Annotated in this window: 13 protein-coding genes and 5 pseudogenes; 11 read left to right on the top strand and 7 right to left on the bottom strand. The window is 67.2% G+C overall.

Annotation, left to right across the window (positions count from 1 at the left end; all coding sequences use genetic code 11):
- Positions 1-137: 137 nt before the first annotated feature.
- Positions 138-520, top strand: a pseudogene (locus ACZ3H8_RS34840) (transposase family protein); the annotation flags it as partial.
- A gap of 75 nt (positions 521-595) precedes the next feature.
- On the opposite strand, the gene ACZ3H8_RS34845 reads toward ACZ3H8_RS34840, so the two are convergent.
- Positions 596-1,018, bottom strand: coding sequence for an Arm DNA-binding domain-containing protein (locus ACZ3H8_RS34845; RefSeq protein ID WP_467408619.1), 423 nt, complete (start codon positions 1,016-1,018; stop codon positions 596-598).
- A gap of 288 nt (positions 1,019-1,306) precedes the next feature.
- Between ACZ3H8_RS34845 and ACZ3H8_RS34850 the strand changes: the two genes are divergently transcribed.
- The 5 genes and pseudogenes from ACZ3H8_RS34850 to ACZ3H8_RS34870 all read left to right on the top strand — a co-directional run bounded on the left by ACZ3H8_RS34850 (position 1,307) and on the right by ACZ3H8_RS34870 (position 4,438).
- Positions 1,307-2,371 carry a NucA/NucB deoxyribonuclease domain-containing protein gene (locus tag ACZ3H8_RS34850; RefSeq protein ID WP_467408621.1) on the top strand — a complete coding sequence of 355 codons (1,065 nt, stop codon included), beginning with the start codon at positions 1,307-1,309 and terminating at the stop codon, positions 2,369-2,371.
- Positions 2,372-2,461: 90 nt separating this feature from the next.
- Complete coding sequence (locus tag ACZ3H8_RS34855) at positions 2,462-2,887, top strand: hypothetical protein (RefSeq protein WP_467408623.1); 426 nt, start codon at positions 2,462-2,464, stop codon at positions 2,885-2,887.
- Positions 2,888-2,939: 52 nt separating this feature from the next.
- A pseudogene (locus ACZ3H8_RS34860) lies at positions 2,940-3,248 on the top strand (aminotransferase class V-fold PLP-dependent enzyme); the annotation flags it as partial.
- A gap of 199 nt (positions 3,249-3,447) precedes the next feature.
- Positions 3,448-4,161: a sulfurtransferase TusA family protein gene (locus tag ACZ3H8_RS34865; protein WP_467408777.1), complete on the top strand. Its 714-nt coding sequence runs from the start codon at positions 3,448-3,450 to the stop codon at positions 4,159-4,161.
- Between the two features lie 94 nt (positions 4,162-4,255).
- Complete coding sequence (locus ACZ3H8_RS34870) at positions 4,256-4,438, top strand: hypothetical protein (protein WP_467408624.1); 183 nt, start codon at positions 4,256-4,258, stop codon at positions 4,436-4,438.
- A gap of 51 nt (positions 4,439-4,489) precedes the next feature.
- Here the strand turns inward: ACZ3H8_RS34870 and ACZ3H8_RS34875 are convergent, their stop codons facing one another.
- The 3 genes from ACZ3H8_RS34875 to ACZ3H8_RS34885 form a co-directional block, all read right to left on the bottom strand.
- Complete coding sequence (locus ACZ3H8_RS34875) at positions 4,490-5,194, bottom strand: cation efflux transmembrane domain-containing protein (protein WP_467408626.1); 705 nt, start codon at positions 5,192-5,194, stop codon at positions 4,490-4,492.
- Between the two features lies 1 nt (position 5,195).
- On the bottom strand, positions 5,196-5,531 hold the full coding sequence (locus tag ACZ3H8_RS34880; protein WP_467408627.1) for an ArsR/SmtB family transcription factor: 336 nt from the start codon (positions 5,529-5,531) through the stop codon (positions 5,196-5,198).
- A 211-nt stretch (positions 5,532-5,742) separates the two neighbouring features.
- Positions 5,743-6,306, bottom strand: coding sequence for an EF-hand domain-containing protein (locus ACZ3H8_RS34885; RefSeq protein ID WP_467408630.1), 564 nt, complete (start codon positions 6,304-6,306; stop codon positions 5,743-5,745).
- A 502-nt stretch (positions 6,307-6,808) separates the two neighbouring features.
- On the opposite strand from ACZ3H8_RS34885, the gene ACZ3H8_RS34890 reads away from it, so the two are divergent.
- The 5 genes and pseudogenes from ACZ3H8_RS34890 to ACZ3H8_RS34910 all read left to right on the top strand — a co-directional run bounded on the left by ACZ3H8_RS34890 (position 6,809) and on the right by ACZ3H8_RS34910 (position 11,588).
- Entirely contained in the window at positions 6,809-6,961 is a 153-nt protein-coding gene (locus ACZ3H8_RS34890) for a hypothetical protein (protein ID WP_467408632.1), read from the top strand.
- The gene (gene kdpF, locus ACZ3H8_RS34895; protein WP_063801986.1) at positions 6,958-7,047 is read left to right on the top strand and encodes a K(+)-transporting ATPase subunit F; all 90 of its coding nucleotides are present in this window, start codon (positions 6,958-6,960) and stop codon (positions 7,045-7,047) included. The genes ACZ3H8_RS34890 and kdpF overlap by 4 nt, the downstream gene beginning before the upstream one ends.
- Positions 7,048-7,055: 8 nt before the next feature.
- Positions 7,056-8,719: pseudogene (gene kdpA, locus ACZ3H8_RS34900) on the top strand (potassium-transporting ATPase subunit KdpA).
- Positions 8,716-10,860 (top strand): potassium-transporting ATPase subunit KdpB, encoded by a 2,145-nt coding sequence (gene kdpB, locus ACZ3H8_RS34905; RefSeq protein ID WP_467408633.1) that lies wholly within the window; start codon positions 8,716-8,718, stop codon positions 10,858-10,860. Before kdpA ends, kdpB begins: the two are co-directional and overlap by 4 nt.
- Before the next feature lie 5 nt (positions 10,861-10,865).
- The gene (locus tag ACZ3H8_RS34910; protein ID WP_467408635.1) at positions 10,866-11,588 is read left to right on the top strand and encodes a potassium-transporting ATPase subunit C; all 723 of its coding nucleotides are present in this window, start codon (positions 10,866-10,868) and stop codon (positions 11,586-11,588) included.
- 108 nt (positions 11,589-11,696) lie between these two features.
- On the opposite strand, the pseudogene ACZ3H8_RS34915 reads toward ACZ3H8_RS34910, so the two are convergent.
- The 3 genes and pseudogenes from ACZ3H8_RS34915 to aceB form a co-directional block, all read right to left on the bottom strand.
- Positions 11,697-11,879: pseudogene (locus tag ACZ3H8_RS34915) on the bottom strand (hypothetical protein); the annotation flags it as partial.
- 74 nt (positions 11,880-11,953) lie between these two features.
- Entirely contained in the window at positions 11,954-12,823 is an 870-nt protein-coding gene (locus ACZ3H8_RS34920; protein ID WP_467408637.1) for a 3-hydroxybutyryl-CoA dehydrogenase, read from the bottom strand.
- Positions 12,820-14,411, bottom strand: a pseudogene (gene aceB / locus ACZ3H8_RS34925) (malate synthase A). The gene ACZ3H8_RS34920 and the pseudogene aceB overlap by 4 nt, the downstream one beginning before the upstream one ends.
- Positions 14,412-14,493: the final 82 nt, after the last annotated feature.

Here is a 14,493-nt window from a genome sequence, read left to right on the forward strand (position 1 = left end):
CACACCAAGGCACTCGCACTGCCCACCACACAGACCTGATCACAACACCGGCGACGAGCTCAACACGACCGCACACCAATCACGCACGAGGTCGTAAAGCGTGTTGCAGAAGGCTGTGATCTGGGCATTTCCTTTGTATGCGTGGGGTGTTGAGGGCCGAGCCGTTGTGGGTGGAGACGTTCACGGGTCTGCGGATGAGGCAGTTCGAGCGGCTGCTGAAGGTGGTGCGGGAGCGAGGCGAAACGGTCCCGGTGGCGGCTGGCCGTGGTGCCTGCCGCTGGCAGACCGGGTGCTGATGGTGGCCGTCTACTACCGCACGAACCTCACGATGCGGCAGCTCGCGCCGCTGTTCGGGATCTCGCCGGCGACCGTGTGCCGGGTCATCCAGCGGCTGCGGCCCCTGCTCGCCCTCGAGCCGGCCGCCCGTTCCGCCGACGCCGCGGATCGGTTGTGGATCGTGGACGGCACCTTGATCCCGGTGCGTGACAGGACGGTCGGCGCCTCGAGCCGAGATAGGCGCGCCTGGCTGCTCTGCGCTGCTCCTGGAGGCCTGCAGCCTCGTTCCAGGTGGTCTTGGCGGTGTCGCGTGCTTCGGTCAGTTCGACGACTCTCGCTCTGGTGGAGCAGCCGCTTGGCGTTCCCCTTGTCGATTGCGTCGTACATGCGGTCGAGGTGGTGCACCCGCAGGTCTCTGCGCTTGATGTGTCCGAGGTGGGGGACCAGGTAGTTGGTGATGTGCTCCTCGTAGCCGTGTCTGGTTGTGGGCGAGAAACTTCTTGCCCTTGATCCAGCGCACCACGTATTCGCCGAAGGTCTCGTTCGACAGGACGTCGGTGCCGCGGTCGGCGTCACGGTAGAGCTGTGCAGCTTCGGTCTTGGCGTCGTCCTTGGTGGCAAAGCCACCGCGCCGGACGCGGCGTCGCTTGCCGTTTTCGCCTGGCTCAAGCTCGAAGTAGAAGTACCAGCTGCCGTGCCCCTTCTGCCCCAGCCTGGAGCAGGACAGGCCGATCTCCTTCATCTTGGCTGTGCCGTCGTCGTTGAGTATCGGCCTTCCCGCGGAGTCGGCAGCCGACTCCTTGCACTGGCAGCCGGTAATAGCTAGGCGCGAACATCCCATCCCCCTCAGTTCCCGACACGGAGCTGAGAGGCTTCCCGCGATCAATTAATCGCACAGTTGTCCGAAAATCTGGTTACGTGCGACCTCCCGCACACCTAGCGTTGCCGCCGGTCGCAACGGCAACGAGACGAGAGGCACATGCGCATACCACGATTAAGCATCAAGCTCAGAGCGTTTATGTCGGCGGGAGTGGCACTCTTCGCCGTGGCTCTCGCTCCACAAGCCACAGCCCAGCAAGTACCCCAGAACGACACGCCGCCCGTACAGGTCGAAGTAGGCGAACCGCTCGGGATGCCGGGAAACCCGCGGGCAGTTGGCTGTGACGACACCAACTTCACGAACCGAACTGAGTCCTGCTACGTCAACCTCCACCCGCTGATCTTCCGCGCAGTCCAGCCCCCGACCTACCCGATAGTCGGCGAGGCGCTGCTGTACGTGAAGTCCGAGGCAAAGCTCAATCCGAAGAACCGGTACGCGTGGACCCACAGCGTGAGCTTCGAGGTCCGTGATCCCAAAGGTGCCGCCGCTCAGGGAATCAGCGGCAGTGTGGAACTGAACTGCCAGGCATGCGACGCCACAGCTGGCGGAACAAAGGCCCTGCCGGCCAACCAACTGGTAAAGTTCACCATGAGTGTCGCGTCCCCAGGCCGTGCCACCGTGAAGGACAACCAGATCCCCGCAGTCAGTTTCACCGTCCCGACATACCCCGGAGGGACCGTACCCGTCGAGGAAGAGATTCCTGAGGCGGCGACGACGGTTCGCTGTGACAACGACCCTACGATCAACCCAACGCAGGGTGGTTGCGTCTACCCCAACTTCACTCCCACGTACAACGTGTCCACGGTCCTCGCTGACCAGGATCAGGTGGCGTGGCACATCTGGTGGGGGCAGAACAACTTGAACCAAGCCTGGGGGCGCAAGGGGCATGGCCCGGCGCTCAGCCGGACGATGGACCAGACCCTCATCGACGCCAACCGGGCAAAGGCCTGCCCGGCCAGCATTCCCAGGCCGCCTGGCAAGTCGTGTGACGAGTACCCGTTTGCGTCGACTCACGAGGGCGCATCGAAGAACGCCGACTTCTCGTGCCACATGGTTCCTGCAGACGAGAACAGCAAGGAAGGCTCACTGCGCGGCGCGTGGTACGGAGCCAACCGCGTCCTGGAGAAGGACAAGTTCTGGGCCAACGTGATCCTGCCCCCGGCCGAATCCAACATCACACCGCCCCCCGCTCCCCGGGTGCAGTGCCCCGGGTAGGCAAATAACTGGACGGAGCATGGGGTGCGTTGATGCGTGACTTCGTTGACGCACCCCCGTGCGCATCGCGTCCCGAAAGAGGAGAGCCGGATGGCCACACTGCTTGCACGTCTCGAGCCGCAGAAGGAGTTTGCGGCAGACGGGTTCACCATCACTGTCCTGTCGCCGCCCGACGAAAGCGACGATGGATCGTCCACGGACAGCATTCTCCGCGTTCTTCACCTCGGTTCCGTCGTGACCATGCGCACCAAGTCCGAAAACAGATGGGTCACGGTCCTCGCGGAGTTGTGGGACGGGGAGCCACCCATGGACACCCGCGAGAGATGGGAAGCGTCCGGTGAGCTGGACTTCGAGTGGCACCACCAGACGGTGGTCATCGGGCGGAGTCCGAATGTCGATGACGACAACCCCAACTTCTTTCCCCTCTCCCCGGGAGCCTCCAGGGTGCGCGTGCACAGAGTGGGTGAAGAAGGTGAAGAGAGGGTCCTGGTGCAGATCTGGTCACAACACCCGTGAACCAGCATGTCCATAGAACAGGAACGGCCTGCGTGCCGGTCACGGCTACTCAATGTCCGCTGCGAGGACGTTCGCACATAGCGTGCCGCACCTCGTGGCCACGGTCTGGTCATTGGACGGTGTCCTATGTGGTGAGGCGGACGAGTCGTTTGTAGCAGCCGAGGGCGGCTGCGTGACGTGTCTGCCGGTCGACGGCGACGGCCTGGTCGACCCGGCGGCGCTGGCCGGCGCACTCACCGAGTACACGGTGCTCGTCTCGGTCATGGCCGCCAACAACGAGACCGGCGCGCTCCAGCCCATCACCGAACTGGCCCGCATCACCCGCGCCCACGGGGCACTGTTCCACTGCGATGCTGCTCAGGCGGCGGGAGAACCGCTGGACGTACAGGACTTGGGCGTCGACCTGCTGAGACAGTCGTCGGCGACAAGATGTACGCGCCAAAGGGCATCGCCGCCCTGTACATCCGCGCAGGAGTCGCCCTTGAACCGCTGGTCTACGGCGGCGGGCAGGAACGCGGCCTGCGCGCGCCGGCACCGAGAACGTCGCGCTCGCCGTCGCCCTGGGTGCCGCCGCCCAACTCGCCGTCGAACTGGCCGACGGCGGCGACCGGCGCATCGCCGCGCGCCGCGGCCGCCTCCACACCCGCCTTGCCGCCCGGCTCCCCGGCCGGATCCGCCTCAACGGCCCCGCCGACGGCCGCCTGCCCAACACCCTCAACATCAGCATCGACGGCGTCCAGGGCCATGAACTCCTCGCGGCCGTCCCCGACATCGCCGCCTCCACCGGCTCGGCCTGCCACAGCGGCGACCACACACGCTCGCCCGTACTCCGCTCGATGGGCCTGGACGACGACCGCAGCTTTGCCGCCCTGCGGCTCTCCCTCGGCCGCTGGACCACCCCCGACGAGGTCGACCGCGTGGCCGACCTCCTCGCCACCGCCGCCCGCATGACCGCGACCCTGCCCGCGCCACCGGACCAGCCCCTGGTCATCGACGGCACCGGCATGCTCTGCGTGGTCCTGCTGCTGCACCTGCGCGCCCGGATCGCCGACGCCCCGCCCGGAACCGAGGTCCACCTCATCGCGGACGATCCCGCCGCTCCGTTGGACCTGGCCGCCTGGTGTCATCTGACCGGCCACACCTACCTCGGCCCCGTCCCCACATCCGACGGCGGCCCGGTCTACTCCGGCACCGGCACCGGCACCGCGGAGCCCACCCACCCGACGTCGCCCTGGCGACAGTGCGAGAGCGAGAGCGCCGCCCCAGAGCGATAAACAAGACAGCCGACCTGTGCGACCGCGCAGCCGGTACGAGGCGGCACCCCATGACCGACGCCGAGAATGCAACCCCACCCATCCGACGGAAGACATGACCGCAGCCCAGGCTTCCGTCACCCAGCTGGAGCGCCTTGCCGAGAAGCTGGGCGGCCGCGCCTCCGTAACCGCCGTCTACGGCGAACGCGTGGTCAGCGAGGGCGTCACCATCAACCCGGTCGCCAAGGCCGGCTTCGGTTTCGGCGGCGGAGCCGGCCGTGAGGTCGGTGCCCGCTGACGGCGAAGGCTCCACCCCTGCGTTCAGGGTGGAGCCTTGTGCCGTACCGGCTCAGCAGCAGTCGCAGCCGGGGCGGCAGCCACACGCGTCCGACTCCGCGACGGACGGAGCGGTGTGGGCGGTGGGTGCGCAGCAGCCTTTGCCCTGCCAGGCGTCGCGGCCTTCCTTGACGGCAACGGCCGCGATGACGAGGGCAGCGATCGGGTCGGCCCAGGACCAGCCGAGTGTGGCGTTGAGGACCAGACCGACCAGCAGGACCGCGGACAGGTAGGTGCACAGCAGGGTCTGCTTGGAGTCCGCGATCGCGCTGGCGGAGCCGAGGTTCCGTCCGGCTTTGCGCTGGGCGGCGGACATGAACGGCATGACCACCAGGGAGAGTGCGGCGATCACGATGCCGGGGATGGAGCGGTCGGCCTCGCCGGTGCCGGTCAGGGCTCGTGCGGCGTCGACGGTGACGTAGGCGGCGAGGGCGAAGAAGGAGGCGGCGATGATCCGCAGCGCGGTTTTCTCCCGCGCCTCGCGCAGCGCGTGGTCGCGGGCGGAGAACTGCCAGGCGACCGCCGCGGCGGAGGAGACTTCGATGACGGAGTCCAGGCCGAAGCCGATCAGCGCGGTGGAGGAGGCGCTCGTCCCGGCGGTGATCGCAACGACTGCTTCGATGACGTTGTAGGTGATCGTCGCCGCGACCAGCAGTTGTATCCGCCGGGCCAGTGCGTCGCGGCGGGCCGGTGTCGGGCCGAGGGATATCGAGGCCATCTCAGCAGCAGCCCTTGGTCTCGGCATCGCGGCAAGTGCGGTCGGTCTCGACGGCGACGACCGCGGTGCGCAGGTCGTCGAGGGCGTGACCAAGGCGCGGGTCGGCGAGTTCGTAGCGGGTGCGTCGGCCGTCGGGGACAGCCACGACCAGGCCGCAGTCCCGCAAGCACGCCAGGTGGTTGGACAGACGGGTCCGGGAGACGCCGATCCGGTCGGCCAGATCGGACGGGTAGGCGGGGGCGGCTCGGAGAGCCAGCAGTAGCTGGCAGCGGATGGGGTCGGCGAGAGCGCGGCCGAAGCGCGCGAGCACCTCGGCCTCCGGGGCGATGGTCAGCACCCGTCCGACGGTACACGGGATCGTGAATTCATAAAACCTTGGATCATTCGCGAGGGGCCCGCGTGCTGCGTAGTCTGCGGTCACGCCGGAATTCGGCCGCTTTGTCCCTGCGCCGACACCCAGAGTGCCGGCCCTGGACGCGCTCTGGATACGGACAGGCTGTCCTGGCCCTGCGCTTGGGTCTGTCGGTGCGGCCCGGCTCAGCCCACGATCAGGCGCCTGAACTCGGCTCAGTGACGCCGAGGAAGATGCCACCTGGCGTGTTGAGGTCGTCGTTGTAGAGGTGGAATGCCCGGAGCGACCTGGCGACCTCTCGCTGGGAGATGAAGGCGTCGCCGTCCAGGTCCAGCCGCTGGAAGATGATCGTGGCGTCAGTGCTGGGGATCTCGCAGAAGGCCAGGTACCGGGCGAACTCGTCCCTGTTGATCCGCTTGTCGCCGTCGACGTCCAGGACATTGAAGATGGCCTGCGCAATGTCCTCCAGCAGGTGGGACGCATTCGTGCTGTCACCCGCAGCGCGGTGCGCCGCGACGAACTCGTCCCGGGACAGACGGTCCTGCCCGGGGTTCGCCTGCGTCAGGAGTCCCAGCCACTGCGCCCAGTACGCCTTCTCCAGTGACTTGATCCTGTCGTCGCTCTTCGCCAACGCATAGCCGGTCATGTACTTGTCCACGATCCGCTGGTAGTCACCCCACGTGACGAAGCCGTCAACGTCGGTGTCCAGAACCGAGAAAAGTCGCCGGAGTCGACGGGTGATCGGATCGAACGTCGCCATGCGTTCCGTGTCCTTCCGGTAGAGCTGATTGACGATAGTGCTTGCACACGGCGATGACGCTGGTCCATGCCTGCTGCATGCTGTCCGCCCTTCTCGAGAACGAACGTCGATGTGTTAGACGTCCATAGGCCGCCGAAGGTTCACCGCCCGCCGAACGATCATGCAGAAGGCCTGGGTAAATGGGATCCAGGCCACCGGATCTCCCGACAAGGTCGTCGACCATGTCCGGAGGCAGCTCATCGATCTGCTGTAGCTGCGGGACTGCCGTTTCGAGTACGGAAGTCTGCTCGGGCATCCGCCGCAGCTGGAGCAGGACGGCGGGCCCTGCCCTGGAGGCATGAGCTCCTCACGCTGCGCTCGGTGACTGAAAGAGGCCTGTTCAGTGGGGCCGTATGCCACCGACCGGGGTGCGACAGGACCGTATTTCCGGGGGTCGGCGCCCTGGTGCGTAAGAACTCCGTCAAGAGTGAGGCAATGGCCGTAAGAGGCACGTCAACGGAGCGTGTGGCCGCCTGGAACAGAGGTTTCCTCTACACGTCCGTTCAATCCGAATCTCTTCCAGGAGCTCACGATGGCCGACGTGGCCTTCGTCGTCACCACGATCGCGGGTTTCGCGCTTGTGGCGTTCATCGCCAAGGGGGTGGCGAAGCTGTGACCGCCGAGAACATCGTCGGCCTGATCGTGGCCGTCGCCCTGCTGGGTTACCTCGTCCTCGCCCTTGTGTACCCGGAGAGGTTCTGAGCCCCGATATGAGCCCCATCCTCGCTGGTGTGCTCCAACTGCTCGCGCTCATCGCTGCGCTGGCGCTGGCATACCGTCCGCTCGGCGACTACATGGCGCGGGTCTACTCCTCGACGAAGCATCTCCGCGTCGAGAAGTGGATCTACAAGGCCATCGGCGCCAACCCCACCGCCGAGATGCGCTGGCCCGCCTATCTGCGTGGCGTGCTGGCCTTCTCCGCGGTCAGCGTCCTCTTCCTCTACCTGCTGCAGCGCCTCCAGGGCTCGCTGCCCGGCTCGCTGGGCTTCTCCTCCATCGACCCGGACCAGGCGTTCAACACCGCCGCGTCGTTCGTGTCGAACACCAACTGGCAGTCGTACTACGGCGAGCAGGCCATGGGCCACGTGGTGCAGACCGGCGGCCTGGCGGTGCAGAACTTCGTCTCCGCCGCGGTGGGTATTGCGGTGGCGGTGGCTCTGGTGCGGGGCTTCGCGCGTTCCCGTACCGGTGAACTGGGCAACTTCTGGGCCGACATGGTCCGAGGTGTCGTCCGCATCCTGATCCCGATCTCCGTGATCGGCGCGATCGTGCTGGTCGCGTGCGGTGCGATCCAGAACTTCGCCGGGATTCATGAGGTCGGTCAGTTCATGGGCGGCTCTCAGCAGTGGAACGGCGGCGCGGTCGCCTCGCAGGAGGCCATCAAGGAGCTGGGCACCAACGGTGGTGGTTACTTCAACGCCAACTCGGCTCATCCCTTCGAGAATCCGAACGGCTTCACCAACCTGTTCGAGATTTTCCTGATCCTGCTGATCCCGTTCGCGCTGACCCGCACCTTCGGCCGGATGGTCGGCTCACTGAAGCAGGGTTACGCGATCCTGGCGACGATGGTGACGATCTGGATCGGGTTCACCGCGCTGATGATGTGGACCGAGTTCCACCACGGCGGCCCGGCGTTCGACGTCGCCGGCGGGGCGATGGAGGGCAAGGAGACCCGGTTCGGAGTCGGCGGCTCGTCGATCTTCGCGGTGGCCACCACGCTCACCTCGACCGGTGCGGTCAACTCCTTCCACTCGTCCTTCACCGGTTTCGGCGGCGGCATCACCATGCTGGGCATGCAGTTGGGTGAGATCGCGCCCGGTGGTACCGGATCCGGCCTCTACGGCATGCTGATCATGGCGATCATCGCGGTGTTCATCGCGGGCCTCATGGTGGCCGTACGCCCGAGTACCTGGGCAAGAAGATCGGCACCCGCGAGATCAAGCTGGCGGCCTGCTACATCCTCATCACCCCCGCGCTGGTGCTGTGCTTCACCGCCGCCGCGATGGCCCTGCCGACCCCGGTGAACTCGATGACCAACTCGGATGCGCACGGCTTCTCCGAGATCCTCTACGCCTACACCTCGGCCGGCAACAACAACGGCTCGGCCTTCGCCGGTCTGAACGCGGACACGCAGTGGTTCAACACCACGATCGGTCTGGCGATGCTGCTCGGCCGGTTCCTGCCGATGGTGTTCGTCCTGGCGCTGGCGGGCTCGCTCGCCGAGCAGAAGCCCGTCCCGGCCACCGCGGGTACCCTGCGCACCCACAAGCCGCTCTTCACCGGGCTGCTGGTCGGCACGATTCTGATCATCACCGGTCTGACCTACTTCCCGGCCCTCGCGCTGGGTCCGCTCGCCGAAGGGCTGGCGGCATGACCACCAACGTAAAGAAGCAAGAGGAGCCCGGCTCCATGTCCACTGTCACCCCGACCCGGGCGCCGCACTCCGATGTGCCGACCGGTCACAAGACCGAGCCCTCACGTGTCGGCGGGGGGTTGTTCGACCCCAAGCAGCTGATCAAGTCCTTCCCGGTCGCCGTCACGAAGCTCGACCCGCGGGTGATGGTCAAGTCACCGGTGATGTTCGTGGTCCTGGTCGGCTCCGTGCTGACCACGATCTTCGCGATCAAGGACCCGACCGACTGGTTCGGCTGGGCGATCGCCGCCTGGCTCTGGCTGACCACGATCTTCGCCAACCTGGCGGAGGCGGTGGCCGAGGGCCGCGGCAAGGCGCAGGCCGACACCCTGCGCAAGGCCAAGACCGACACGGTCGCGCGCCGACTGTCCAAGGACGGCAAGACCGAGGAGCGGGTGCCGGGCACGGACCTGCGCATCGGGGACCTGGTGGTCTGCGAGGCGGGCGACATCATCCCCGGCGACGGAGATGTCGTCGAGGGTGTGGCGTCGGTCGACGAGTCGGCCATCACCGGTGAGTCGGCCCCCGTCATCCGCGAGTCGGGCGGTGACCGCAGTGCTGTCACCGGCGGCACGAAGGTTCTCTCCGACCGCATCGTCATCAAGATCACGACGAAGCCCGGTGAGACGTTCATCGACCGGATGATCAGCCTGGTCGAGGGCGCTGCCAGGCAGAAGACGCCCAACGAGATCGCGCTGAACATCCTGCTCGCCTCGCTGACGATCGTCTTCCTGCTCGCGGTCGTCACGCTGCAGCCGTTTGCGAAGTACGCGCACGCCGAGCAGACCATGATCGTGCTGGTCGCGCTGCTGGTCTGCCTGATCCCGACGACCATCGGCGCCCTCCTGTCCGCCATCGGTATCGCGGGCATGGACCGCCTGGTGCAGCGCAACGTACTGGCGATGTCGGGGCGTGCGGTCGAGGCCGCCGGTGATGTCTCCACGCTGCTGCTCGACAAGACCGGCACGATCACCCTCGGCAACCGTCAGGCCGCCGAGTTCGTCCCGGTCAAGGGCGTCACGGAGGCCGAGCTGGCGGATGCCGCCCAGCTCTCCTCGCTCGCCGACGAGACGCCCGAGGGCCGCTCCATCGTCGTCCTGGCGAAGGAGAAGTACGGTCTGCGTGAGCGCCACCAGGGCGAGCTGTCGCACGCCGAGTGGGTGGCCTTCACCGCCCAGACCCGTATGTCGGGTGTGGACGTCGACGGGCGCATGGTTCGCAAGGGCGCGACCGGTTCGGTCGTCGCCTGGGTCACCGAGCGCGGTGGCCAGGTCGCCGACGATGCCGACGTAACCGCCAACAAGATCTCGCAGGCCGGCGGTACGCCGCTGCTGGTCGCCGTCGAGGACGACAAGAGCGCCCGCGTGCTGGGTGTCATCCACCTCAAGGACGTCGTCAAGGAGGGCATGCGGGAGCGGTTCGACGAGCTGCGCCGGATGGGCATCAAGACGGTCATGATCACGGGCGACAACCCGCTGACCGCCAAGGCAATCGCGGATGAGGCGGGTGTCGACGACTTCCTCGCGGAGGCGACTCCCGAGGACAAGATGGCGCTGATCAAGCGCGAGCAGGCAGAGGGCAAGCTCGTCGCGATGACCGGCGACGGCACCAACGACGCTCCGGCGCTGGCTCAGGCGGACGTCGGCGTGGCCATGAACACCGGTACCTCGGCCGCCAAGGAGGCCGGGAACATGGTGGACCTGGACTCCAACCCCACCAAGCTGATCGAGATCGTCGAGATCGGCAAGCAACTCCTCATCACCCGGGGCGCGTTGACGACGTTCTCGATCGCCAACGACGTCGCTAAGTATTTCGCGATCATCCCGGCGATGTTCGCGGTGGTCTACCCGGGCCTGGACAAGCTGAACATCATGAACCTGTCCTCGCCCCAGTCGGCGATCCTGTCCGCGGTCATCTTCAACGCGCTGATCATCATCGCGCTGGTGCCGCTCGCCCTGAAGGGTGTGCAGTACAGGCCGACCAGCGCGGACAAGATGCTTCGCCGCAACCTGGGGATCTACGGCCTGGGCGGCCTGATCGCACCGTTCATCGGCATCAAGCTCATCGACGTGATCATCTCTTCCATTCCTGGCATCGGGTGACGACCATGAACAACTCCGTAGGAAACACAGCCCGGTTGATCGGGGCCGGGCTGCGCGCCCTGCTCGTGCTGACGATCGTCTGCGGCGTCATCTACCCGCTCGCCGTCACTGGTGTCGCGCAGGCCCTGTTCAACGACAAGGCCAACGGCTCCGAGATCAAGTCGGGGGGCAAGGTCGTCGGCTCCGAGCTGATCGGGCAGACCTACAACCTGCCGAAGAAGGACCCCAACGACGCGGAGGAGGCGGCGGTTGCGGACCTGAAGTGGTTCCAGCCGCGCCCGTCCAACGGCCTCGGCACCAACAGCGTCAACACCCAGTACAAGCTGATCCTGTCCGGCGCGACCAACCGGTCCGGCGACAACGGCGCGGAGGACGGCCGCTGCCCGGAGGAAGCCAAGAACGCCGAGGAAGGCACTCTCTGCGCCTGGGTCGTCGCCGCCAAGGCCGCCGTGGTCAAGGACAACACCACCGCCACGTACAAGGTCAAGCCCTCGGACGTGCCGCCCGACGCGGTCACCTCCTCCGGCTCCGGCCTGGACCCGGACATCTCCCCGGAGTACGCCAAACTCCAGGTCCACCGCGTCGCCGAGAAGAACAACCTCTCCGTGGCCGAGGTCGACAAGCTCGTCAAGGACAACACCGACGGCCGCACCCTCGGCTTCATCGGCGAGCCCACGGTGAACGTCCTCAAGCTCAACATCGCACTGAAGGCACTCACCGAGAAGTGATCGTCTTATGCCGGCTGGTGGGAGTCCGAGGGGCGAGGTGTCTCTTCGGTCCTCGGACTCCCGCCCCGGTTCACGACGACACGCTCCTCGCGCACGACAGGAAGGCGGCACGCCGATGACTCGGGTGGCGGTGGAGGACGAGCCACAGCTCGGTCCCTCGCGGAGCAGGGTGGCCACATCAGTGGCCGCGGGTACGCGCGGGGCGTGGATGTCGTAGACACCGGGCCCGGCCTCGCGCGGGTACCCGGCCGACGCCGGCTCATCGGCGACCTGCACGTGGGCGGGCGCGGAGCAACCTCATCCTTTGCTCCGCGCCCGCTCCACAGCAGCCCGGGCCCCTCAGCCCCGGCGCCAACCCGGGCCCCTCAGCCCCGGTCGTAGCTGTGGAATCCCCGGCCCGTCTTACGGCCGAGCAGCCCCGCCTCCACCATTCGCTGCAACAGCGGCGGCGGGGCGTACAGGGGTTCTTTGAACTCCTCGTACAACGACTCCGCGATGGCCGCGACAGTGTCCAGGCCGATCAGGTCGGCGAGCTTGAGCGGGCCCATCGGGTGGGCACAGCCCAATTCCATACCGGCGTCCACGTCGGCAGCGGTGGCGAAGCCTGACTCGGCCATGCGGATCGCGGAGAGGAGGTACGGGATCAGCAGGGCGTTGACGACGAACCCGGCCCGGTCCTGGGAGCGGATCGTGGTCTTGCCAAGGGTGTCGCGGGCGAAGTCCTCGACGGCTGTGACGGTCTCCGGTGCGGTGTGGAGGGATGCGACGACCTCCACCAGTGGCAGGACGGGCACGGGGTTGAAGAAGTGCAGCCCCAGGACCCGGTCGGCGCGGTGTGTTGCCATGCCCAGGCGCATGATCGGGATGGACGAGGTGTTGGTGGCCAGAATCGCCTCCGGATCCTCGATCATCTTGTCCAAGACGGCGAAGATTTCGGTCTTGGCGTCGGTGTTCTCCACGACGGCTTCGACGACGAGTTGCCGGTCTGCCAGGTCGTGGAGGCTGCCGGTGAAGACGAGGCGGGCCAGGGCGTCCTCGGCGGAGATACGGTCCAGTTTGCCGCGCTGGACAGCGCGTTCGAGGGAGGTGGTCACACGCTCCCGGGCTCCGCGGGCCGCGATGGCATCTGCCTCGCAGATCACCGTGTCGAGCCCGGCGCGGGCGCAGACCTCTGCGATGCCGGCCCCCATCTGGCCGCCGCCGACCACGCCGACCCTTGTGATGGACCCGTTCATGACTGCACTTCCGATCGGCGGACGAGGTGGCGGACGTAGGCGTCGAGGGTGAAGAACGCCGGCAAGTCCCGTGCCAGTGCTGTGCGTTCGAAGATGGCTCGGACTTCGTCCACTCGGGCCCATGAATACTCCGCCCCCAGGGCTGCTGTCTCATCGTCCAGCAGCTCGACCACGGTGTCGCGCTCGACGGCGCCGTGGCGTATCCACTGCCAGATCTGGCAGCGGGCGATCTCGGCGGTGGCCGCGTCCTCCATGAGCCCGTACAGGGCGACAGCTCCGCTGCCGCGCAGCCACGCGTCGAAGTAGCGCAGGGCGACCGCGATGTTGGCGCGGACGCCCTCGGGGGTGGGCGGGCCGGCGGTGCGGCGGACCGCGACGAGGTCTGCGGCGGTGACGTGGACGTCGTCGCGGGTGCGCTCGATGTGGTGAGGCCGGTCGCCCAGCACGCTGTCGAAGACCTCACGGCAGACGGGAACCAGGCCGGGTGGGCGACCCAGGAGCCGTCGAAGCCGTCCTCGGCCTCGCGTTCCTTGTCGAGCCGTACCTTGGCGAGCGCCGCCTCGTTGGCCTGCGCTTCGCGGCTGGGGATGTGGGCGGCCATGCCTCCGATGGCGTGGGCGCCGCGCTTGTGGCAGGTGTGCACGAGCAGTTCGGTGTAGGCGCGCATGAACGGCGCGGTCATGGTGACCTTCGCCCTGTCCGGGAGGACGAAGTCGGGGCGGTGCGCGAAGTTCTTGATCAGGCTGAAGAGATAGTCCCAGCGGCCCGCGTTGAGCCCCGCACTGTGTTCGCGGAGCTCGTGGAGGATCTCCTCCATCTCGAAGGCGGCGGTGATCGTCTCGATGAGGACGGTGGCGCGGATGGTCCCGCGCGGGATGCCGAGCAGTTCCTGGGCGAGGACGAAAACGTCGTTCCACAGGCGGGCTTCGTAGTGGTTCTCCAGCTTGGGGAGGTAGAAGTACGGGCCGCGGCCGGCGTCGATCTGCTGCCGGGCGCAGTGGAAGAAGTACAGCCCGAAGTCGACGAGCGAGGCCGGGACGGGGCGGCCGTCGATGACGAGGTGCTTCTCCGTGAGGTGCCAGCCCCGTGGGCGGACCATGATGGTCGCCAAGTCGTCGCCGAGCCGGTACTCCTTGCCCTCGGGCGTGGTGAAGTCGATACGCCGGTCGATGGCGTCGAGCAGGTTCAGCTGGCCGCCGATAATGTTGTCCCAGGTCGGCGACGTGGCGTCCTCGAAGTCGGCCATCCACACCTGCGCGCCGGAGTTGAGGGCGTTGATGGTCATCCGACGCTCGGGCGGGCCGGTGATCTCCACCCGGCGGTCGGTCAGGCCCGGCGCGGGCGGAGCGACCCGCCAGTCGGGGTCGGTGCGGACGGCCGGAGTGGCGCGCGAGAAGTCGAGCGGGGTGCCGGAGGCGAGTCGCTCGGTGCGGCGGCGCCGCTCGGCGAGGAGTTCGAAGCGTCGGCCGGCGAAGGCCGCGTCGAGGCGGCCGATGAAGTCCAGAGCTGCGGGGGTGAGGATCTCGTCGTGACGGTCACCCGATGCGCCGAGGACCTGGACTGGGCTGGTCAGAGCAGTGGTTGACATGCAGGTCTCCTCAGCGGGAGCGGTGAGGACCGGACGGAGACGGTCGTCCGGCCCTGGCCTGGACACGGGCTGACTGGACGGG

This window comes from Streptomyces sp. NPDC002868 (genome assembly GCF_055563295.1).